General features: G+C 59.9%; 20 protein-coding genes. 10 read left to right on the forward strand and 10 right to left on the reverse strand.

What is annotated here, in order from left to right:
- Position 1: 1 nt before the first annotated feature.
- The gene (gene zwf / locus H4V98_RS05685) at positions 2-1,468 is read right to left on the reverse strand and encodes a glucose-6-phosphate dehydrogenase (RefSeq protein ID WP_280757331.1); all 1,467 of its coding nucleotides are present in this window, start codon (positions 1,466-1,468) and stop codon (positions 2-4) included.
- Positions 1,469-1,618: 150 nt separating this feature from the next.
- Between zwf and tal the strand changes: the two genes are divergently transcribed.
- From tal to H4V98_RS05700, 3 genes are all read left to right on the forward strand, one after another.
- A complete protein-coding gene (gene tal, locus H4V98_RS05690) occupies positions 1,619-2,566 on the forward strand; it encodes a transaldolase (RefSeq protein ID WP_196862977.1) in 948 nt (315 codons plus the stop codon).
- A 16-nt stretch (positions 2,567-2,582) separates the two neighbouring features.
- The gene (gene pgi / locus H4V98_RS05695; protein ID WP_196862978.1) at positions 2,583-4,157 is read left to right on the forward strand and encodes a glucose-6-phosphate isomerase; all 1,575 of its coding nucleotides are present in this window, start codon (positions 2,583-2,585) and stop codon (positions 4,155-4,157) included.
- Positions 4,158-4,255: 98 nt separating this feature from the next.
- Positions 4,256-4,585, forward strand: coding sequence for a DUF805 domain-containing protein (locus H4V98_RS05700; RefSeq protein ID WP_196862979.1), 330 nt, complete (start codon positions 4,256-4,258; stop codon positions 4,583-4,585).
- 320 nt (positions 4,586-4,905) lie between these two features.
- On the opposite strand, the gene H4V98_RS05705 is transcribed toward H4V98_RS05700, so the two are convergent.
- From H4V98_RS05705 to H4V98_RS05720, 4 genes are all read right to left on the reverse strand, one after another.
- Positions 4,906-6,216: a cytochrome c biogenesis protein DipZ gene (locus H4V98_RS05705; protein ID WP_196862980.1), complete on the reverse strand. Its 1,311-nt coding sequence runs from the start codon at positions 6,214-6,216 to the stop codon at positions 4,906-4,908.
- A gap of 32 nt (positions 6,217-6,248) precedes the next feature.
- Positions 6,249-6,569 carry a pentapeptide MXKDX repeat protein gene (locus H4V98_RS05710; RefSeq protein WP_196862981.1) on the reverse strand — a complete coding sequence of 107 codons (321 nt, stop codon included), beginning with the start codon at positions 6,567-6,569 and terminating at the stop codon, positions 6,249-6,251.
- A gap of 88 nt (positions 6,570-6,657) precedes the next feature.
- Entirely contained in the window at positions 6,658-7,449 is a 792-nt protein-coding gene (locus H4V98_RS05715; RefSeq protein ID WP_196862982.1) for a molybdopterin-binding protein, read from the reverse strand.
- The gene (locus H4V98_RS05720) at positions 7,446-8,075 is read right to left on the reverse strand and encodes a cytochrome b/b6 domain-containing protein (protein ID WP_196862983.1); all 630 of its coding nucleotides are present in this window, start codon (positions 8,073-8,075) and stop codon (positions 7,446-7,448) included. Before H4V98_RS05720 ends, H4V98_RS05715 begins: the two co-directional genes overlap by 4 nt.
- 98 nt (positions 8,076-8,173) lie before the next feature.
- Between H4V98_RS05720 and H4V98_RS05725 the strand changes: the two genes are divergently transcribed.
- Complete coding sequence (locus H4V98_RS05725; RefSeq protein WP_196862984.1) at positions 8,174-8,911, forward strand: response regulator transcription factor; 738 nt, start codon at positions 8,174-8,176, stop codon at positions 8,909-8,911.
- Positions 8,908-10,374 carry a HAMP domain-containing sensor histidine kinase gene (locus H4V98_RS05730; protein ID WP_196862985.1) on the forward strand — a complete coding sequence of 489 codons (1,467 nt, stop codon included), beginning with the start codon at positions 8,908-8,910 and terminating at the stop codon, positions 10,372-10,374. Before H4V98_RS05725 ends, H4V98_RS05730 begins: the two co-directional genes overlap by 4 nt.
- 76 nt (positions 10,375-10,450) lie before the next feature.
- Here the strand turns inward: H4V98_RS05730 and groL are convergent, their stop codons facing one another.
- Entirely contained in the window at positions 10,451-12,100 is a 1,650-nt protein-coding gene (gene groL / locus H4V98_RS05735; RefSeq protein ID WP_196862986.1) for a chaperonin GroEL, read from the reverse strand.
- A gap of 103 nt (positions 12,101-12,203) precedes the next feature.
- Entirely contained in the window at positions 12,204-12,494 is a 291-nt protein-coding gene (locus H4V98_RS05740; protein WP_196862987.1) for a co-chaperone GroES, read from the reverse strand.
- A 330-nt stretch (positions 12,495-12,824) separates the two neighbouring features.
- Here H4V98_RS05740 and H4V98_RS05745 point away from each other — a divergent pair, with 330 nt between their 5' ends.
- Together H4V98_RS05745 and H4V98_RS05750 are read left to right on the forward strand one after the other, a co-directional pair.
- The gene (locus H4V98_RS05745) at positions 12,825-13,514 is read left to right on the forward strand and encodes a hypothetical protein (protein WP_196862988.1); all 690 of its coding nucleotides are present in this window, start codon (positions 12,825-12,827) and stop codon (positions 13,512-13,514) included.
- 357 nt (positions 13,515-13,871) lie between these two features.
- Positions 13,872-14,090 carry a hypothetical protein gene (locus H4V98_RS05750; RefSeq protein ID WP_196862989.1) on the forward strand — a complete coding sequence of 73 codons (219 nt, stop codon included), beginning with the start codon at positions 13,872-13,874 and terminating at the stop codon, positions 14,088-14,090.
- A gap of 171 nt (positions 14,091-14,261) precedes the next feature.
- Here H4V98_RS05750 and metK read toward each other — a convergent pair whose 3' ends face one another.
- Positions 14,262-15,449, reverse strand: a complete 1,188-nt coding sequence (gene metK, locus H4V98_RS05755; RefSeq protein ID WP_196862990.1) for a methionine adenosyltransferase — start codon at positions 15,447-15,449, stop codon at positions 14,262-14,264.
- A 169-nt stretch (positions 15,450-15,618) separates the two neighbouring features.
- Here metK and H4V98_RS05760 point away from each other — a divergent pair, with 169 nt between their 5' ends.
- Together H4V98_RS05760 and H4V98_RS05765 are read left to right on the forward strand one after the other, a co-directional pair.
- A complete protein-coding gene (locus tag H4V98_RS05760) occupies positions 15,619-16,476 on the forward strand; it encodes a lysophospholipid acyltransferase family protein (RefSeq protein WP_280757332.1) in 858 nt (285 codons plus the stop codon).
- A 29-nt stretch (positions 16,477-16,505) separates the two neighbouring features.
- Positions 16,506-17,369 (forward strand): lipid A biosynthesis acyltransferase, encoded by an 864-nt coding sequence (locus tag H4V98_RS05765; protein ID WP_196863114.1) that lies wholly within the window; start codon positions 16,506-16,508, stop codon positions 17,367-17,369.
- 111 nt (positions 17,370-17,480) lie between these two features.
- Here H4V98_RS05765 and H4V98_RS05770 read toward each other — a convergent pair whose 3' ends face one another.
- Together H4V98_RS05770 and yihA are read right to left on the reverse strand one after the other, a co-directional pair.
- Positions 17,481-18,392, reverse strand: a complete 912-nt coding sequence (locus H4V98_RS05770; protein ID WP_196862992.1) for an alpha/beta fold hydrolase — start codon at positions 18,390-18,392, stop codon at positions 17,481-17,483.
- A gap of 110 nt (positions 18,393-18,502) precedes the next feature.
- Positions 18,503-19,264, reverse strand: a complete 762-nt coding sequence (yihA, locus tag H4V98_RS05775) for a ribosome biogenesis GTP-binding protein YihA/YsxC (RefSeq protein ID WP_196862993.1) — start codon at positions 19,262-19,264, stop codon at positions 18,503-18,505.
- Positions 19,265-19,467: 203 nt separating this feature from the next.
- Between yihA and H4V98_RS05780 the strand changes: the two genes are divergently transcribed.
- On the forward strand, positions 19,468-20,124 hold the full coding sequence (locus tag H4V98_RS05780) for a c-type cytochrome (protein WP_196862994.1): 657 nt from the start codon (positions 19,468-19,470) through the stop codon (positions 20,122-20,124).
- Positions 20,125-20,130 lie beyond the last annotated feature (6 nt).

Genomic DNA, 20,130 nt, shown 5'->3' on the forward strand with positions numbered 1-20,130 from the left:
GCTAGCGCTCCTCGCTCCAGCAGTAGCCGTCGCGGGCGATCATCGCGCTGGCTGCGCTGGGTCCCCAGGTGCCTGCCGCATACGGGCGCGGTGCGGTCGGGTCGTGGCTCCAGCGGTCCAGGATCGGCTCGACCCAGCGCCACGCTTCTTCCTGCTCGTCGCTGCGCACGAACAGGTTCAGCCGGCCGTCGATCACATCGAGCAGCAGACGCTCGTAAGCGCCCACGCGCTCGGCACCGAATCGCTTGTCGAAGTCAAGGTCAAGCTGCACCGGCTCCAGCGTCGGCGTGCCACGGCGCTGGCGCTGGTCGGCGCCCTGCGCGAGCAGGTGCAGTTCCAGTCCATCCCGGGGTTGCAGGTCGATGACCAGCCGGTTGCCGGTGCTGCAGTCCTGCCGCGATTTGTAAATAGCGTGCGGCGTCGGGCGAAAGTTGACCTCGATGTGTGCGTCGCGGCCGGCCAGCCGCTTGCCGGTGCGGATGTAGAAGGGCACACCGGCCCAGCGCCAGTTTTCGATCTCGGTGCGCAGGGCGACGAAGGTTTCCGTGCGGCTTTCCGGATTCACGCCCGGCGCGCTGCGATAGGCCTCCACTGCTTCGCCATCAATGGTTCCGGCCGCATACTGGCCGCGGATGACATGCTGGTTCAGGGTTTCAGGCGTCCAGGGCTTGAGCGCGCGCAAGACCTTGAGCTTTTCGTCGCGAATCGCATCGGCATGCGAGTTGATGGGCGGCTCCATGCCCACGGCGCAAAGCAGCTGCAGCGCATGGTTTTGCACCATGTCGCGCAGCGCGCCCGTATTGTCGTAAAAAGCGCCGCGTTTTTCCACGCCCAGTTCTTCTGCAATCGTGATCTGGATGTTGGCGATGTACTCGCGCCGCCACAGCGGCTCGAACAGCGAATTGCCAAAGCGCAGCGCAAACAGGTTTTGCACCGAAGGTTTGCCCAGGTAATGGTCGATGCGAAAGATCTGCTGCTCGGTCAGCACGCTGCGAACGGTTTGATTGATGGCGCGGTTCGACGCCAGGTCATGGCCCAGCGGCTTTTCAAGCACCACGCGGGTTTGCGGGCCATTCAGCCCGGCGGCGGCGATCTGTTCGCAAACCGTGGTGAACAGGCCGGGCGCGGTCGCCAGGTACATCACCACCACATCGGCCGGGCGCTGCCTGAGCAGGTCTGCCAGGCGCGCATAGTCGTCCGGTTTTGACAGGTCCATGCGCAGGTAGCCGAGCATCCGGGCAAAACGCGTGAATTCTTCTTCGTTTGGCCGCTTCGACAATTCGACCTGGTCAAAGCGCGACTTGATGAGCGTGCGGTACTGGTCGTCTGTCAGGTCGTCGCGGGCCACGCCAATGATGCGGCCATCGGCGGGCAGTGAGCCGTGGCGAAAAGCCTGGAACAGGGCGGGCATGATCTTGCGCCAGGCCAAGTCGCCGGTTCCACCAAACAGGATGAGGTCAAAACTCATGGTAAGGACTTGTGATGGTAATAAAGTTTCACATTCTATGGGCATAATGGTAACTACACCCGGTGACCTGCTGTGACCCCTGTGTTGGCACGGTGCGGTTTTCGGGTGTCCTGATCCACTTTTCGCCCTTGCCCGGCGCTCCCCAAGCCCATGAACCAACTCGATGCACTGAAACAACTCACGACCGTCGTGGCCGATACCGGCGACTTCAACCAGCTGGCGCAGTTCAAGCCGCAAGACGCCACCACCAACCCTTCCCTGATCCTCAAGGCGGTGCAAAAAGCCGATTACGCGCCATTGATGCAAAGCACGGTGGCGCGTTTCAAGGACCGGGCGCTGGACGAAACCATGGACCGGCTGCTGGTGCGCTTTGGCTGCGAAATCCTGTCCATCATCCCGGGCCGCGTCTCGACCGAAGTCGATGCCCGCCTGAGTTTTGACACCATCGCCACGGTGACCCGGGGCGAGCGCCTGATCGAGTTGTACCAGGCCGAAGGCATCCATATCGACCGCGTGCTGATCAAGGTGGCCGCCACCTGGGAAGGCATCCAGGCCGCCCGGCTGCTGGAGCAGCGCGGTATCCACACCAACCTGACGTTGTTGTTTTCCTTTTGCCAGGCCGTGGCCTGCGGTCAGGCCAGGGTGCAACTGATTTCTCCCTTCGTCGGCCGGATTTACGACTGGTACAAGAAGTCAGCTGGCAGCACCTGGACCGAAGACGCAAATGCCGGCGCCAACGATCCCGGCGTGAAGTCGGTGCGCGAAATCTACAACTACTACAAGCAATTCGGCATTGCCACCGAAGTCATGGGCGCGAGTTTTCGCAACGTCGGCCAGATCACTGCGCTGGCCGGTTGCGATTTGCTGACCATCAGTCCTGAGTTGCTCGCCCAGCTGGCCGCCAGTGACGCGCCATTGCCGCGCGCGCTGGATGCGAGTGCCGCCGGTTCGCTCGATATGGACGTGGTGGACTTTGACGAAGTGCGTTTTCGTTATGCGCTCAACGAAGACGCCATGGCGACGGAAAAGCTGGCCGAAGGCATTCGTGCCTTTGCCGTGGACGCGGTCAAGCTTGAGCAGTTGATGCAGGCTGTCTGAACACAAGGGAATTTTCATGAAACCAGTGCGTTGCGACCGGACCCCCGCCTGGGGAGAACTCAAGGCCTGTTTTGAAGCCAGCGGCCAAAATTTCGACCTGCGCGAAGCGTTTTCGCGCGACCCTCACCGCTTCGAAGCCTTCAGCCAGGACGCGCCGCATGTGTTTGCCGACCTGTCCAAAAACCTGATTGATGCTGACAGCCAGGCGCTGCTGCTGGCATTGGCGCGGCAGTGCGGACTGGAATCGCAACGCGACGCGATGTTTGCCGGAGAACGCATCAACCGCACCGAAAACCGTGCCGTGATGCACTTTTTATTGCGAAATCCGCCTTCCGCGCAATACATACCTGCTCAAGTAGCTATCAATAAAGTAGCGGATGCGCAGGCTGAGGTGGAAACCACTTTGAACGCCATGCTGGACTACGCGGAGCAGGTGCGCGCCGACGAGGCCATCACCGACATCGTCAACATCGGCATTGGCGGTTCAGACCTGGGGCCGCAGATGGCGGTGCTGGCGCTGGGTGAATTCGCCACAGCCGGCAAGCGGATTCACTTTGTGTCGAACATTGACGGTGACGAGCTGGCTGCCGTACTTCGCCTTGTGAAGCCCGAGAACACGCTGTTCCTGGTGGCGTCCAAGACCTTCACCACCACTGAAACCATGACCAATGCGCATTCGGCGAAGGCCTGGTTCGAAGCGCAGGGCGGCCACGACATCGCCCGGCATTTCGCGGCGCTGACGACCAATGTGGCGGCGGCGAACGACTTCGGCATCACCACCACCTTCGGTTTCTGGGACTGGGTGGGCGGGCGCTATTCACTGTGGTCGGCAATTGGACTGCCCATTGCCATTGCGATTGGCGCGGCGGGCTTTCGTGACTTCTTGGCCGGCGCGCATGCAATGGACGAACACTTTCGCACGGCCGAACTGGCGCACAACCTGCCGGTGCGGCTGGGCCTGCTCGATGTCTGGTACCGCAACTTTCACGGCTTTTCCAGCCGCACTATCGCGCCCTACAGCAGCGCCTTGCGTCGCTGGCCAGCGTATTTGCAGCAACTGGAAATGGAAAGCAACGGCAAGCGCGTGGACCAGGATGGCCAGCCCTTGCCTTTTGACACCTCGCCGTTGCTGTGGGGCGAGCCTGGCACCAACGGGCAGCATGCCTACTTTCAAATGCTGCACCAGGGAACCTCGGTGGTTCCGGTCGAATTCGTGGCGATCAAACAAGCGGCGCATGCGCCGGATGACCTGCCCGGCCACCATGGCAAGCTGCTGGCCAACGTTCTGGCGCAGGCGCAGGCGCTGATGCAGGGCAAGGTGGACGCCGGCGGCCACCGCGATTTTCCCGGCAACCGGCCCAGCACCTTTTTGCTGCTGGAGCGGCTCACGCCCGCCAGCCTGGGCGCGCTGATTGCGCTGCAGGAGCACCGCGTGTTTGTTAGCGGCGCCATCTGGGGCATCAACAGCTTTGACCAGTGGGGCGTCGAACTGGGCAAGGTGCTGGCCAAAGACATTGAGCCACGCCTGCAAAGTGGCAATATTTCCGGGCTGGACGGCTCGACCGCCGGATTGCTGCAGCGCTTGCGTTGACAAGGGCGCTGTTTTGACAGGCTGGCTGTCAGCGCATCGGCTTATGATGAACCAAGGGTAATCTCTTGAGTTTTCTAATCAACCCGGGGAAGGAAATCATGAATTTTAGCCAAGCCATTTCCAGTTGCCTGCGCAACTATGCAACGTTTTCTGGGCGGGCATCGCGTTCGGAATTCTGGTGGTTTTTTCTGTTCCAGGTACTGGTTTCGGTGGCTGCCAACACCATCAGCGCGAAACTGGGCGGCCTGGTCAGCCTGGGCTTGCTGTTGCCGGCGCTGGCGGTGGGTGCGCGCCGGTTGCACGACATTGGCAAGAGCGGCTGGTGGCAGCTCCTGATGATCTCGGGAATCGGATTCCTGGTGCTGCTTTACTGGTGGGTCCAACCCACGGAAGATAACGTCAGCAGTTACGGCTCCAACCTGGCCTGACGTTTTCGGTTTTCGCCCATCCATCAAAAAAGGGCCACAACGCTTGCGCGCTGTGGCCCTTTTGGCTGGAGGCCAAAAATGCGGGGCCTGCCACCAGGCTTTTTAACAAAGCCCGGCCCATGTCGCCGGCAGGTGCGTCGTCATTGGCGGACTCGCAGACCATGGCTTTGGTTGTCAGTATCAGCGATGCGACGCAAGCCGCATTTGGCAATGCCATGCGGGTCACTTTCGCGGGGTCCACTTCAGGGCTGGATGCGTCAATCGCTGGTTTGTCAAAGCGCCTTCGCCGGCTGTACCTTGCGCTTTGTCAAAGGGCGCAGTCACACCGGTTTGGCCTGTTTTCGGGCTTCTTCCAGCAACTGCTGGATGACCTGTTCTGATTTTTCGTACTCGCCTTCGCCAAAGTGATGAAAGCGAATTCGGCCTTGGGCATCGACAAAATAATGTGCTGGCCAATACATGTTGTTGAACGCGCGCCAGATCGCAAAGTTGTTGTCAACCGCGACCGGAAACACAACTCCCAGATCACCGAGTGCACGCTTCACATTGCTGATATTTTTCTCGTAAGCGAACTCAGGTGAATGGACCCCGATCACGACCAACCCCTGGTCTTTGTACTTGCGGTGCCACTCCTTCACATAAGGCAGGGCGTTGCGGCAATTGATGCAGCCAAAAGTCCAGAAATCGACCAAAACCACTTTGCCGCGAAGTTCTTCAGCCGAGAGAGGTGGCGAATTGAGCCACTCGACGGCGCCGCTGATCGGGGGCATCTTGCCTTCCACCGGCAAGTTGAGCACCGGCGATGCCGGGCGTGCCTGCATCTTGATGAATCGGCCTGAATCTGCCGTACCAGCCAGTTTGTAGGCGCTTGTCGCCGCCATGGGCGCAGCACCACCTGGCTTGGGGGCCAGCCACTTGAACAGGCTTTTTTCTGCCGATGCGCTGCTTCCCGACGAAAACTGGGCCAGCAAGCCAGTGTCCAGTCCCAGCGCGACTGTCGTAACGCCGGCAATCACGGCCACACCCAGCCCCTTGCGAACCCACTCGCCCATGCCGAGGGATCGCTTGAGGGCGCTGAAGACGCGGTTGCCGGCAAGCAGCGCCAGCGCCAGTGAACTCACCGCGCCAGCCGCATAGGCCAGCAGCAACAGGGAAGTGCGCACGCTCGGGCCTTCGATGGCGGCTCCGGTCAGGATCAGGCCAAGGATGGGACCTGCACACGGCGCCCAGAGCAGGCCGGTGGCCATACCGGTGAAAAATGCCGGAAGAATGAAGTTTTCCGTATTGCCGCTGGCTTTCGACGTCGTGCTGGAAAAGCGGGAACCCAGTGCCACCACGGGCCGGCCCAATCGTTCCGCCCAGCGCGGCGCAATCAAGGCCAAGCCCATGAGCGCGAGCAGTGCCAACGCGGCCAGTCGGCCGTACTGGTTGGCCTGCATGGCCCAGTTGCCTGCAACCGCGGCCAATGTTCCCACCACCGCGAAAGTCAATGCCATTCCGCCTAGCAATGGCAAGCCGCTTTTCATGAAAGGCCGGTCAACCCGTGCAAAAACAAAGGGCAGTACCGGCAGGATGCAGGGCGCGAGAATGGTCAGCGCGCCGCCAAGATACGACAGGAGGTAAAAAATCATGAGGAACCTCAGGTCAGAGCGCTGTCAAAAAATCACTTTTTCATTTCATTTTTTGACATGGCGTCCTTGCCCATGGCATCTTTTTTCATCATGTCGTCTTTTGCCATGTGGTCCTTGCTCATGGAATCTTTTTTCATCATGCCGTCTTTGGCCATGTGGTCCTTGCCCATGGAATCTTTTTTCATCATGCCGTCTTTGGCCATGTGGTCCTTGCTCATGGAATCCTTGGTCATGGCGTCTTTGCCCATGGCATCTTTGCCCATGGCATCTTTTTTCATCTCGTCTGCGGCAAATGCCGAAACGGAGGCGATGGTCATGCAGGTGGCCAGGAGGGTTGCAGAGAGTTTGTTCATTTCAATTCCTTGAGAGTCGTTTTCAGATGGCCGCGTTCGGGATGAACGCGTGCCGCACGTATCAACAGTGTTGAGCACTTCAAAGTGCTCAACTTCCGCCGAACCAGTTGTAACCCTGATCTTCCCAATAGCCGCCAGGGTAGGTGTTGGTGACGAACATCGCCTTGATGTGTTTCGGATTCTTGTAGCCCAGCTTGGTCGGCATGCGCAGCTTCATCGGAAAGCCGTATTTGGGCGGCAGAGGTTGACCGTCATAGCTCAGCGTGAGCAGCGTCTGCGGATGCAAGGCTGTCGGCATGTCGATGCTGGTGAAGTAGTCGTCCGAGCATTTGAAGCCGACGTATTTCGCGCTGGTGTCGGCACCGATGCGCTTCAGGAAAGAAGCAAAGTGCACGCCTCCCCATTTGCCGATGGCGCTCCAGCCTTCGACACAAATATGCCGTGTGACCTGGTCTTGCTGGGGAAATGCACGAAGTTCAGCCAGTGTCCAGCTGCGCTTGTCGGTGACCAGACCGGTCACTTCGAGTTTGTAGCTGGCCTCGTCCACTTCACGGACCTGGTCTTCGCTGTAATAGGCATTGAAGGGGAAAGGCCGTGTGATCATCGATTCTGGATAGGTCGGCGCCAACTGCTTGGGGTCAAAAATCCAGCCTTGTGCTGTGTCATTGAAACGCGAAATTCGCGCCAGAGCTGCTTCGACGCTGTCGTTGTCGCTGATACTGCAGCCCGTCAGCAGTGACAGGCCGCCCAATGTCAGCGAACGCTGCAGGAACGCACGGCGCGCCGGCTGCTTGATACGCCTGCCGATCAGTTTGCGGGCTTCAGACAGTGCGGCATCGCTGTCAATGCCGGCCAGGGGTGGACGTTGAATGATTTTCATACTGTCTTTCGTGTGCGACCACTGCTTAGCATGGTGAGCAGCGTGCGGGGAACCAGTGCGACCATGACCAGGTGCACGGCGACAAAGGCAACCAGGGCCGCCATGGAAAAAAAGTGGATTCGCCGGGAAAACTCATAGCCGCCGAGCAGGTCGCGCAGGAATCCGAATTGAACGGACTTCCACAGCACCAGCCCTGACAGCACCAGCAGCACGATGTCGAGCATCACGAACAGGTAGGCAAAGCGCTGCACGTTGTTGTATCGGCGCGGGTCGGCGTGGGACAGTTGGCCGCGCAGTGCAGCGAGGGCGTCGCGCATGATGGCTGGCACTGACAATGGAAAAAACTTGCGGAACAGGCGGCCGCTTGCAATGTTCAGCATCAGGTAGACAAGGCCATTGGCGGCCAGCAGCCACATGGCCGCAAAATGCCATTGCAATGCACCGCCGAGCCAGCCGCCCAGCGTCAGCTCAGACGGAATACTGAAAGGAAAAAACGGCGACGCGTTGTAGATGCGCCAGCCGCTTGCCACCATCACCAGCACCGCGATGGCGTTGAGCCAATGGGTGATGCGCATCCACACCGGGTGGATGGGCGCCGTGTCTGCTGCATTGATATTGGGTTTCATGGGGTGGATTATTAGATTTGTCACATGGCAGATTTATCACCGAATCTTCAATTAATTGTGATAACTAAAAAACGCGGATGACGTGATAATTTCCAGCCATGGACCTTGCCAAACGCGTTTTGGTCGTCGAGGACGACCCCCACATCGCCGAACTCTTGCGAATGCACTTGTGCGACGAAGGTTTCACGGTGGTCCATGCCGCTGACGGGCATGCGGGCCTGCGTGAACTGGAGGGTGGTCGCTGGGATGCCATGGTGCTCGATGTCATGCTTCCAGGCGTCGATGGTCTCGAGATTTGCCGACGTGCCCGCGCGATGACGCGCTACACGCCCATCATCATCATCAGCGCCCGCTCCAGCGAAGTACACCGTATCCTGGGGCTGGAACTGGGTGCCGATGACTACCTTACCAAGCCTTTTTCCGTGCTGGAACTGGTGGCGCGTGTGCGTGCGCTGCTGCGGCGCACGGACGCCATGGCGCGCATTGCGCGTGCAGGTTCGGGCCGCATCGATTTTGGCAACCTTTGCATCGACCCGCTCGAACGTTCGGTACAGATGGACGGCAAGCCGATTGAGCTCACCCCCCGAGAGTTCGACCTGCTGTATTTTTTTGCACGCCATCCGGGGCAGGTTTTTTCGCGGCTCGACCTGCTCAACCAGGTCTGGGGCTATCAGCATGACGGCTATGAACACACGGTCAACACCCACATCAACCGCCTGCGTATCAAGGTGGAAGCCAATGTGGCGGAGCCCAGGCGCATCCTCACGGTATGGGGGCGCGGTTACAAGCTGGTAGCCGACACTTCATCCGTGATGTCCTCGGAAAAAATGCCATGAAGCTTCGTGGCCTTTCCCTTTCCCAGAATTTGTCAATTGTCTTTGCCGTATTGCTGCTGGCGTGCTGCGGCGCGTCGGTCTGGCTGCAGACGAGAGCCCACAGTCAGTATGAAGAAGAGTTGACCCAGCGCCTGTCCATCGGGCTGGCAGCGCATATTGCCGAAAACTCGACGTTAATGGCACAGGGTGGTGTGAACGAGGGCGCAGTGCATGACCTGTTTGACAAACTCATGGCGGTCAACCCCAGCGTTGAGGTCTATCTGCTGGCGCCTGACGGGCGTATTCAAGCGCAGGCCGCACCGCCGGGACATCTCAAGCGTGAGCGGGTTGATATGGCGCCAGTGCGGCGCCTGCTGGCCGGTGCGCCATTGCCGGTTTTTGGCGACGATCCGCGCAGCCCTGGTTCACGCAAAGTGTTCAGCGCCGCGCCGCTCAAGGTCGATGGACGTGATGCCGGCTATGTCTATGTCGTGTTGTTCGGTGAAGAGCGCGACACCCTGGCCGCCAGGCTTTCGGCCGACAGCCTGCTGCGTTCGACGCTCTGGTCCATGGGCCTGGTGACGCTGCTGGGTTTGCTGGCCGGGCTGGCGGCTTTTCACCTGATCACGCGTCCCTTGCGCCAGCTATCGGATGCTGTGGGCCACCTGCAAACCGATGGTCTGGCGGCGCTTGAAGGCGCTGCACCCGCGCTGGCGCAAGCATGCGAAGGCAGCGACGAAATTTCCACATTGGCCAAGTCTTTTGCAGTGATGACCCAGCGTATCGCCGAGCAGTGGCACGAACTGACGGCTCAGGAGCAGCAACGACGTGAACTGTTTGCCAACATATCGCATGATTTGCGCACACCGCTCACTTCCCTGCATGGCTATCTTGAAACCTTGCTGATCAAGGCCGATACGCTGGGGGATGCTGACCGCCGCCGCTATCTTGAGATTGCACTCGGTCAGAGCCGCAAGGTCGGGCGCCTGGCGCAAGAGCTGTTTGAACTGGCCCGGCTGGAGTACGGGGTGTTGCAGCCGGAGATGGAAAGTTTTGCACTGGCCGATCTGATTCAGGACGTCTTTCAGAAATTCGGGTTGGCTTCGGAGACTCGACATCAACGGCTGGTGGCTGATATCGCGCCGGGCTTGCCAGCAGTCACCGCTGATCTTGGCCTGATCGAGCGGGTGCTTACCAATCTGCTGGACAACGCCATACGCCATACGCCCGAGGGCGGTGAGATCGTGGTGCAGTTGCGTGCCGAAGGGACAGGTGTACGGGTTGAAGTCAGTGACACGGGGCCGGGCATTCCTGACGAGCTGCACAAGGGGCTTTTCATGCGGCCCATGTTTTCATCGGCGGGCGGGCTGGCCGGCGGACTCGGGCTGGTGATTGTCAAGCGTATCTTGCAACTCCATGGCAGCGATATCGCGCTGCTCAAGCGTGCAGAAAAAGGCGCCGTGTTTTCCTTCCGGCTGGCGTGAAAAAGCCCCGCAGCTTGACGCTGCGGGGCTTTTGGCTAACCGGGAGGCCAGGGTCAAACCCTGGCCAGGCGGGACATTACATGCCCATATCGCCCATGCCGCCCATTCCACCCATGCCGCCGCCCATGCCGCCTGCAGGTGCGTCGTCTTTGGCAGACTCGCAAATCATGGCTTCGGTGGTCAGCATCAGGGATGCGACCGACGCTGCATTTTGCAGGGCCGTACGGGTCACTTTCGTTGGGTCCAGAATGCCCATTTCGATCATGTCGCCGTAAGTGTCGTTGGCGGCGTTGAAGCCGTAGTTGCCGGTGCCGGCCAACACAGCGTTCACCACCACAGAGGCTTCGCCGCCTGCGTTGTAAACGATTTCGCGCAATGGGGCTTCGATGGCGCGCAGCACCAGCTTGATGCCGGCGTCCTGGTCAGCGTTGTCACCCTTGATGACGCCAGCGGTCTGCTTGGCGCGCAGCAAGGCCACGCCGCCACCAGCCACAATGCCTTCTTCGACAGCAGCGCGGGTAGCGTGCAGTGCGTCTTCAACGCGGGCTTTCTTTTCCTTCATCTCGACTTCGGTGGCTGCGCCGACCTTGATCACGGCAACACCGCCGGCCAGCTTGGCCACGCGCTCTTGCAGTTTTTCACGGTCGTAGTCGCTGGTCGCTTCTTCGATCTGGACACGAACCTGCTTGACGCGGGCTTCGATGTCGCCCGCTTCGCCGGCACCGTCGATGATGATGGTGTTTTCCTTGCCCACTTCGATGCGCTTGGCCTGGCCGAGGTCAGCCAGCGTCACTTTTTCGAGCGACATGCCGACTTCTTCAGCGATGACCTTGCCGCCGGTCAGTACAGCGATGTCTTCGAGCATGGCCTTGCGGCGGTCGCCGAAACCAGGGGCCTTGACAGCGACAACCTTCAGGATGCCGCGCAGGGTGTTCACGACCAGGGTTGCCAGGGCTTCGCCCTCGACTTCTTCGGCAATGATCAGCAGCGGACGGCCAGCCTTGGCGACTTGTTCCAGGGTAGGCAGCAGGTCACGGATGTTGCTGATCTTCTTGTCGTAGAGCAGGACAAACGGGTTGTCCAGCAGTGCGGACTGCTTTTCCGGGTTGTTGATGAAGTAAGGGGAGAGGTAGCCGCGGTCAAACTGCATGCCTTCAACGACGTCGAGTTCGGAGTCGAGTGACTTGCCGTCTTCAACGGTGATGACGCCTTCCTTGCCGACCTTGTCCATCGCGTCAGCGATGATCTTGCCGATGGTTTCGTCGGAGTTGGCAGAGATCGAACCGACCTGTGCGATTTCCTTGGACGTGGTAGTGGCCTTGGAAGCCTTCTTCAGCTCTTCGACCAGGGCCGCAACGGCCTTGTCGATGCCGCGCTTCAGGTCCATCGGGTTCATGCCCGCAGCCACGTACTTCATGCCTTCGTGAACGATGGCCTGTGCCAGCACGGTCGCTGTGGTGGTGCCGTCGCCAGCGATGTCAGACGTCTTGGAAGCGACTTCCTTGACCATCTGCGCGCCCATGTTCTGCAGCTTGTCCTTGAGTTCAATTTCCTTGGCGACGGACACACCGTCCTTGGTCACGGTCGGGGCGCCGAACGAGCGCTCAAGCACCACATTGCGGCCTTTGGGGCCCAGGGTCACCTTGACGGCATTGGCCAGGATGTTCACACCCTCGACCATGCGTGCGCGGGCTTCGCCGCCGAAAATTACGTCTTTTGCTGCCATGATTCGGATTCCTTAAGATTTATGAATGAAATAGGCTGCTTGCGCACGTCCTGCGTACATAAGCAGCTATTAAATAAGTAGCAATATCGAAGCGGGTAAAAGATTACTTCTCGACCACTGCAAACAGGTCTTCTTCTTTCATGACCAGCAACTCGTCGCCGTCAACCTTGACGGTCTGGCCACTGTATTTGCCGAACAGCACACGGTCGCCGACCTTGACGGCCATGGCGCCGATTTCGCCCTTGTCATTCTTCTTGCCTGGACCAACGGCCAGCACTTCGCCCTGATCTGGCTTTTCAGCAGCGCTGTCCGGAATCACGATGCCGGAAGCTGTTTTGGTTTCGTTTTCCACGCGTTTGACAATCACGCGGTCGTGCAAAGGACGAAGATTCATGAAAAGCTCCTTGTTTTTAACAATGGTTTTTGAAGTTGAAGCGCAACCGCTGAGAAGCGATTGCCTGTCGATTGGGCGGCGTGTAATGTTGTTAGCACTCCATACCATCGAGTGCTAATAATAGGGGCAATCATCCCTGTTTTCAAGGGCTGGCTGTTGAATTGGTTGATTTGCCTGCGATTGCACCGAAAATCAGACCGCCGGCCACTGCTATTATTTGGCCGGTAATGGCCGTGGCCGGGGGCGCTTTTGCTTGACGTTTTGCATCATGCATGGCCGCCCAGGCGAAACCCTGATCCAAGATTTATTAACACCATCTGCCTTTTCTTAATGTCCAGCGAAATTATCAATCTGAAAGAGCGTCTTGCCGAGGCGGCCCGCTATGCCCTCATGCGCCGGCTACTGCCGGCCATTCGCCACAACCTCGCCGGGACGCTTCAGCCTATCGGCATGATGTCAGCCATGCTGGAAAGGCGGGTCAAGGGCGCCGCACCCGACATGGACCAGCTGGCCAAGAACACCCAGGCCCTTGCCACCTTGTCGCGGGAAGCTGCCGCCACGTCGATGAACCTGATGACCTGGCTGGCGCCGAAGGACAACGAACTGGTTGCGGTAAACAGCGCGGTCGAGGAATCCCTGAGCCTGATGGCGACCGAACTTTCATTTCGCGGGTTTTCTTTAGACAACCAGGCTGCGCAATCCGTCGCCAGGCTGCCCAAGGGCATGCTTCGCAGCGTGTTCACTGCCAGTTTGATCGCGCTGACCGATGCGTTCGAGCCACCGGCTGTCGTGGTGGTGAGCGTGGAAACCGAGGCAGGCGACCACCGGCTGTGCATCACGACAGCACCTGCCGCGTCGAATGAGCTGCTCACCGGGGGCAACCAGATGCCGACCTACCGTGCGTTGCAATGGGCTGATGTGCAAGCCCTTGCCGATGCCGAAGGTGTGCATATTGACTATGCAGCGGGCTTTGTGAAGATGAAATACTCAGGTACCGGCACGTTACTTTTGCAACCCTGAACTTTCAGGTATCAGCGCGATTCTAGGAAGTAGATGAGCCTCACTTGCCTGGTGTCCTACAGTAATTTCCTCTAATTCCGATAGAGGACAGGAAAAGCCAGCTTTAAAGTAAATTCCTGTTGACTGTTGAGCAATAAATAATCATGCCAAAAGATAGTTCTTTCGCAAGTGGCTCCACACCGATTTCGGTTCAAAGTTTTTCCGTGCGCAACGAAAGGCCTGCCGTTGGCAGGTTGTGCAACGGATGGCCTTTTACCGTTGAAATTGACAACGCGCTGCTACAGCCGCCAGTGGGCGAGAGCCTGTTGCTGACGCACAAGGAAAACAGCCATTTCATCACCTGAGGGAGTGCCAGATATGGCCAAAACGCCTGATTCACCCGATTCACGCGATCCGAAAGGGACGCAAAATGCCAATCCTGCCCCTGATTCCGGCCCCAAGCGCCGAGGCAAGGATTTCGGGTTCGAGGGGACCAACAAGACAGTGCCTGTTCCTCAGCCTGACGCAGAACCCGCACCGGAACTTCAGGGAACCAAGAGCAAGTTCATTCCCGATTCGCCTTACACCCGGGGATAGCGCCAGCGTTCAAGTGATTTTTTTGCCCTGACCTTGACGGACTGCGCCCGTGGCTTTCAGAACAGGTGAAACAGAACGGTGTTTTTCTGATTTCTCACCGATTGTTGCAATCCATCAATTTCGTGTCTTTCTTTGGCCTGACCCGACAGGTCCCGGCCAAAGGAAATAGCACTACAAACCTGCGGCATTGCGCAAAATTGCGGCCTTGTCGGTGCGTTCCCAGGTAAATTCAGGTTCGTCGCGGCCAAAGTGGCCGTAGGCAGCGGTCTTTTCGTAGATAGGCCGCAACAGGTCCAGCATCTGGATGATCCCGTTCGGACGCAGGTCAAAGTGTGCGTTGATCAGCTCTGCAATCTGGCTGTCAGGGATGACGCCGGTGCCTTCGGTATACACCGTCACGTTCATGGGCTTGGCCACGCCAATCGCATACGCCACCTGAATCTGGCATTGACGGGCCAAACCTGCGGCCACGATGTTTTTGGCGACATAACGCGCGGCGTAGGCGGCGGAGCGGTCCACCTTGCTTGGGTCTTTTCCACTGAAGGCGCCTCCGCCGTGCGGGCAGGCGCCGCCGTAGGTGTCAACGATGATCTTGCGCCCGGTCAGGCCGCAATCGCCCTGTGGGCCACCAACGACAAAGCGGCCTGTCGGGTTGATCAGGTAGCGGGTGTTCTGCAACCACTCTTTTGGCAGCACCGGCTTGATGATTTCCTCTATCACGGCTTCGATGAACGAGGCCTTCATTTTGGTGGGCGTCTCGCTCTGGTCCGGGCTGTGCTGGGTAGACAGCACCACGGTGTCGATGCTGTGCGGCTTGCCATCGACATAGCGCATCGTCACCTGGCTCTTGGCGTCGGGCCGTAAAAACGGCAGCCGCCCGTCCTTGCGCAGCTGCGACTGGCGCTCGACCAGGCGGTGCGCATAGTAGATGGGCGCTGGCATGAGTTCTGGCGTTTCGTCGCAGGCATAACCGAACATCAGGCCCTGGTCGCCGGCGCCGGTGTTCAGGTGGTCATCCGAGGCGTGGTCCACTCCCTGGGCAATGTCCTTGCTCTGCTTGTCATAGCAGACCATGACCGCGCAGCCCTTGTAATCGATGCCGTATTCGGTGTTGTCGTAACCAATGCGCTTGAGGGTGTCGCGCGCGACCTGGATGTAGTCGACATTGACGTCCTCACGTGCGGTGATCTCGCCGGCCAGCACGACCAGGCCGGTGTTGGTCAACGTTTCGGCGGCGACACGCGCATGCGGGTCCTGCTTGAAGACGGCGTCCAGGATGGCGTCTGAAATCTGGTCGGCCACCTTGTCGGGATGGCCCTCGGAGACGGATTCGGAAGTAAAGAGAAAATCGTTCGCCATTGCGTACACTCCATAAGTTTTGCTGGCGCGTTGCCAGCAGGAAGTGCTTTGGCGAACGCTTTAGCAGTTTGGTTTAATGTCGCCCTGCAAGTTGTTCAATAACTCGGCGACAGGCGCGATTATAAGACGCTCCCTTTTTTGTCTTCATTGGTCCTTCAGCACCCTTTTCATGCTCTGGTTATTCCGTTTTTTTTCCCGCTGGCCGCTGCCGGTGTTGCATGCGCTCGGCGCCGGACTGGGCTGGCTGGTCTGGTGGCTGAGTGCCCGCTATCGCGCCCAGTTCCGGGCCAACGTGGCGCAGGCCGGCCTGCCGTTTGAAGCGGCCCGTCCAGCGATTGCCGAGGCCGGGCGCTTTGTCGGCGAATTGCCCAGGCTCTGGATGCGGCCGCGTTCGCAGTCGTGCCTGGGCAATGTCCGGCTCGAAGGCCAGGCGCATGCCGAACAGGCGTATGCGCAGGGCAAGGGCGTGATATTTTTCGGACCGCATTGCGGCAGTTTCGAGTTGGGGCCGCAGGCGCTGGCCGAGCTTTACGGGCCAATCACCGCCATTTACCGGCCCGCCCGCAAGGCCTGGCTGGCCCGGCTTGAAAGCCTGGCCCGCGACCGCCTGAACCTGACCGTCGTGCCGGCCAGCCTGAGCGGCATCCGGCTGATGCACAAGACCCTGAAGTCTAACCAGGCCGTTGCCATGCTGACCGACCAGGTGCCGCCCGAAGGCTGGGGCGTCTGGGCGCCATTTTTTGGCCGGCCGGCGTACACCATGACGCTGGCCGCCCGCCTGGCCGTGCAAACCGGCGCGGTCCTGCTGCCAGTCAGTTGCGAGCGTCTGCCCCGGGGCCGGGGCTATTTCCTGAAGATCTGGCCGGCCGTGTCCGGGGTTGACGCGGCTGAAAAAGGTGAAAAGCCCGACATGCTGCAGGCGGTCACACGCATCAACCAGGCGATCGAGGCCATTGTGCGCAGTCAGCCCGGCCAATACCTTTGGGGCTATGCGCGTTACAAGACACCCCGCAAGGACGCGGTTTGAGTAATTTCCGTCCCTCGATCGGACATGCCATGACGCGGGTTGGCATTGGCTTCATGAAAGCGCTGGCCTGGCTGCCGCTGCCGGCCGTGCGCGCCTTTGGAGCGGTGCTGGGCTGGGTGCTGTATGGCCTGATCGGCGCGCGCCGGCGCGTTGTGCATGCAAACTTCGCGGTGTGCTTTCCGGCGCTTTCCGAGGTGGAGCGGCGCAAGCTGGCAATTCAGACCTTTGTCTGTTTTTCGCAAGCCTGGCTGGACCGCGCCTGGCTGTGGCATGCGTCTGAACAATGCGTGCGGCAGCGTGTCCGGCTGACCGGTGCCATCCACGAACTGGCGGGCACCGACCCGACGGTGATTTTCCTGCCGCATTTCATTGGCCTGGATGCAGCCTGGGCAGCCACCGCGCTGGCCATGCCCCGGCCATCAACCACGATCTACACCGACCAGTCGAACAAGCTCGTGGACCAGTGGATCTTGCAGGGCCGCCAGCGCTTTGGCCATTTGCGCCTGTTCGGCCGCATCGAGGGCGTCAAGCCAATCGTCGCGGCGCTGCGCGAAGGGCAGCCGCTGTACTTGCTGCCCGACATGGATTTTGGACCGGACGAGTCGGTGTTCGTGCCGTTTTACGGCGTTGCGACCGCGACCGTGCCGTCGCTGTCGCGCTTTGCGCGCCTGGGCCGGGCCAAGGTCGTGCCGCTGCTGCCGCGCCTCACGCCCGGCGGTTATGAGGTCCAGGTGATGCCGGCCTGGACCGATTTTCCCAGTGGCGACCCGGTGGCCGACACCGCGCTGATGAACGCGCGGCTGCAGGATTACATCGACACCATGCCGGCGCAGTACTACTGGGTGCACAAACGCTTCAAGACACGGCCTGAAGGCGAGCCTTCGCTGTACTGAGCAAAAGTTCGGATGTGGCGGTTCGGATTTAAAGTCTCTTAGTGGATTAGCGCTTTACAGGCATGCATAAGTAGCTATTTTTTTAATAGCATGGCGCACACAATTCATGGTTTAGCGAAGAAAATCCTGCAGGAAGTTGATGACCCGTTGAGGCTGCTCATGCACGATCCAGTGCGTCGCGCCCTCGACACGGTGCAACTGCATTTGCGGCACGAAATCTTCAAGACCGTCGAGCAAGGCCGGGGGCAGGGCGGTGTCGTCCATGGCCCAGATAACCAGCGTCGGCACATGCACTTCCAGCTTGTCACGCGGAATCACCACGGCGGCGGCGGCCGGGTCGTGGTGCGGCGGGCCCTGGCGGGGCGGTCGCAGCGGCGAGGCGCGGTAGTAATTGAGCGCCCCGGTCAGTCCGGCGCGCCAGATGTCGCGGTATTGCGCCTTGACGGCGTCAGTCAGCCAGGCGTGCGGTCCGTCAGCTGCGCCCATGGCGGTAAAAAAAGCCCACAACCGGCGAAAGTCGTCCTCGGCCAGCAGCGTTTCGGCATCTGGACGGATCAAAAAATTCATGTAGGCGCTGGCGGCCTGCTGCGCTGGCGAATGCTGCAACTCGCGCAAAAAAGTGCCGGGGTGCGGCGAATTGATGATGGCGAGCTTTTCCATGCAGCCCGGCGCGCTGGCCGCCAGGTTCCAGGCGACGGCGCCGCCCCAGTCGTGTGCGACGAGGCAGGCCAATGGGCCGCCTTCGTGCTCGATCAGCGCGGCAATGTCCTGCACCAGGTGCCGGGGCCGGTAGTCGGCCACATCGGCCGGTGCGCTGGACGGCCCGTAGCCGCGCAGGTTGGGGGCGATGCAACGAAAGCCGCCATGCTCGGGCCGCGCGAAATGTTCCAGCAGGCCATCCCAGACAAAAGCGGCTTCCGGAAACCCGTGCAGAAACATCAGCACCGGCCGGCCCTGGGTGCCTGTGCAGCGACAGGAGAGGGTGATGCCGTGGGCTAACAGGTAGTCGTTGGTTTCAATCATGATGCTACTTTATTAATAGCTGCTTGCGCTTGCAGGGCGTGCGCTACAGCCGTTATTTGCTTGAAACTTCGCTTCTCGGGCCTGTTGGACGGGCATGGTCCTGTCAGGCATCAGGCCGGATCAGCCGCCGGCGGTATTGGTTCTTCAGCGCTTGACTCCGGTTCGCCTTGCGACTCCGGCGCGGGTTTGGGCGCCTTGACCGGCTTTTCCTTGGGGTGCGCCCAGTCCCACAAATGCTGGGCGACTTCTTCGACGCCTTGGCGCTTCAGCGACGAGAACAGCTTCACGTCGCCGCCGCCCGCCTGCAACTTGACGATCTGCAGCGCCTTGGCGGCATCGGTCTTGTTGAGCTTGTCGGACTTGGTCAGCAGCACCAGGAATTTCAGACCGTCCTCGACACGCGGCCGGATCACGTCGAGCAGCACTTCGTCGAGTTCCGTCAGGCCCAGGCGCGGGTCGCACAGCAGCACGATGGCCTGGAGGTTGTCGCGCGTCTGCAGGTAATTGCCCATCACCTGTTGCCAGCGGTACTTGGCTTCTTTGGGAACAGCGGCATAGCCGTAGCCCGGCAGGTCGGCCAGCACCGCATCGGTTACGCCCTGCTTGCCCAGCGAAAACAGGTTGATGCTTTGCGTGCGCCCCGGCGTTTTCGAAGCAAACGCCAGCCGGTGCTGCTGTGTCAGGGTGTTGATGCAGGTCGATTTCCCGGCGTTGGAGCGGCCGACAAAGGCGATCTCGGGAACTTCGATGCGCGGCAGGTGCTTGAGTTCGGGCGCGGTGGTGAGGAATTTGGCGGTGTGCAGCCAGCCCATGGCGATCTTGGGATTGGGCTTGGCGTCGGCTGCAAGAGGCAAGGAAGCGGAAGAAGTCATGATGGGGCGATCCCTGGAAGTCGGTGGCTGCGCTGCCATTGCAAGGCAGGCCGGAAAAAATAAAAGTGCGCAACGGCAGGCGCTCGCCCACAAGGCAGGCGAATAGCCGTTTGCCAAATCCCGATAATAGGGCTTGGCGTCCAAGCCATTGTAAAATCCGGCCTTACCCAAGTTCTGTGCGCCAACCAATTAAAAGTCCCGATATGAAGCTGTTCGCTACTTCCCTACTGGCCGCCCTGCTGGCCTTGCCCGCCATGTCTTCATTTGCAGCAGGCGAAGCCGCACCGGTAGCCGCTGCAGCGGCGCCAGTCATGGCCGCCAAGCCTGACCTGGTCAAGGGGGAAGCCACTTTCACCGCCGTTTGCGCTGCCTGCCATGGTGCCGACGGCAATTCCGGAACGCCGGGGTACCCCAAGCTCGCGCAGCAGCATCCCGAATACCTGGTCAAGCAGTTGCAGGAATACAAGTCAGGCAAACGTAAAAATGCCATCATGCAGGGTTTTGCCGCCACCTTGTCGGACGCCGACATGAAGAACGTTGCTTACTGGGCCACCAGCAAAAAAGCCAAGCCCGGTTTTGCCAAGGAAAAAGAACTGGTCACCATGGGTGAGCGTATCTACCGCGGCGGCATTGCCGATCGTCAGGTTCCCGCTTGCGCTGGATGCCACAGCCCGACGGGCGCCGGCATTCCTGCACAATATCCGCGCCTGAGCGGCCAGCATTCCGAGTACACCGCCGCGCAGCTGACCTATTTCCGTGACGGTGTTCGCACCAACAGCCTGCAGATGACCCAGGTGGCGGCCAAGCTCAATGACAAGGAAATCCGGGCAGTTTCCGACTACATCGCCGGCTTGCGCTGAGTCCTG

This window comes from Polaromonas sp. CG_23.6 (assembly GCF_029892315.1).
Taxonomy (GTDB): Bacteria; Pseudomonadota; Gammaproteobacteria; order Burkholderiales; family Burkholderiaceae_C; genus Polaromonas.

Bases quoted from the DNA above. Each gene is read 5' to 3' on its own strand.
- zwf (WP_280757331.1), bottom strand. From the start codon at position 1,468: ATGAGTTTTGACCTCATCCTGTTTGGTGGAACCGGCGACTTGGCCTGG.
- tal (WP_196862977.1), top strand. From the start codon at position 1,619: ATGAACCAACTCGATGCACTGAAACAACTCACGACCGTCGTGGCCGAT.
- pgi (WP_196862978.1), top strand. From the start codon at position 2,583: ATGAAACCAGTGCGTTGCGACCGGACCCCCGCCTGGGGAGAACTCAAG.
- H4V98_RS05700 (WP_196862979.1), top strand. From the start codon at position 4,256: ATGAATTTTAGCCAAGCCATTTCCAGTTGCCTGCGCAACTATGCAACG.
- H4V98_RS05705 (WP_196862980.1), bottom strand. From the start codon at position 6,216: ATGATTTTTTACCTCCTGTCGTATCTTGGCGGCGCGCTGACCATTCTC.
- H4V98_RS05710 (WP_196862981.1), bottom strand. From the start codon at position 6,569: ATGAACAAACTCTCTGCAACCCTCCTGGCCACCTGCATGACCATCGCC.
- H4V98_RS05715 (WP_196862982.1), bottom strand. From the start codon at position 7,449: ATGAAAATCATTCAACGTCCACCCCTGGCCGGCATTGACAGCGATGCC.
- H4V98_RS05720 (WP_196862983.1), bottom strand. From the start codon at position 8,075: ATGAAACCCAATATCAATGCAGCAGACACGGCGCCCATCCACCCGGTG.
- H4V98_RS05725 (WP_196862984.1), top strand. From the start codon at position 8,174: ATGGACCTTGCCAAACGCGTTTTGGTCGTCGAGGACGACCCCCACATC.
- H4V98_RS05730 (WP_196862985.1), top strand. From the start codon at position 8,908: ATGAAGCTTCGTGGCCTTTCCCTTTCCCAGAATTTGTCAATTGTCTTT.
- groL (WP_196862986.1), bottom strand. From the start codon at position 12,100: ATGGCAGCAAAAGACGTAATTTTCGGCGGCGAAGCCCGCGCACGCATG.
- H4V98_RS05740 (WP_196862987.1), bottom strand. From the start codon at position 12,494: ATGAATCTTCGTCCTTTGCACGACCGCGTGATTGTCAAACGCGTGGAA.
- H4V98_RS05745 (WP_196862988.1), top strand. From the start codon at position 12,825: ATGTCCAGCGAAATTATCAATCTGAAAGAGCGTCTTGCCGAGGCGGCC.
- H4V98_RS05750 (WP_196862989.1), top strand. From the start codon at position 13,872: ATGGCCAAAACGCCTGATTCACCCGATTCACGCGATCCGAAAGGGACG.
- metK (WP_196862990.1), bottom strand. From the start codon at position 15,449: ATGGCGAACGATTTTCTCTTTACTTCCGAATCCGTCTCCGAGGGCCAT.
- H4V98_RS05760 (WP_280757332.1), top strand. From the start codon at position 15,619: ATGCTCTGGTTATTCCGTTTTTTTTCCCGCTGGCCGCTGCCGGTGTTG.
- H4V98_RS05765 (WP_196863114.1), top strand. From the start codon at position 16,506: ATGACGCGGGTTGGCATTGGCTTCATGAAAGCGCTGGCCTGGCTGCCG.
- H4V98_RS05770 (WP_196862992.1), bottom strand. From the start codon at position 18,392: ATGATTGAAACCAACGACTACCTGTTAGCCCACGGCATCACCCTCTCC.
- yihA (WP_196862993.1), bottom strand. From the start codon at position 19,264: ATGACTTCTTCCGCTTCCTTGCCTCTTGCAGCCGACGCCAAGCCCAAT.
- H4V98_RS05780 (WP_196862994.1), top strand. From the start codon at position 19,468: ATGAAGCTGTTCGCTACTTCCCTACTGGCCGCCCTGCTGGCCTTGCCC.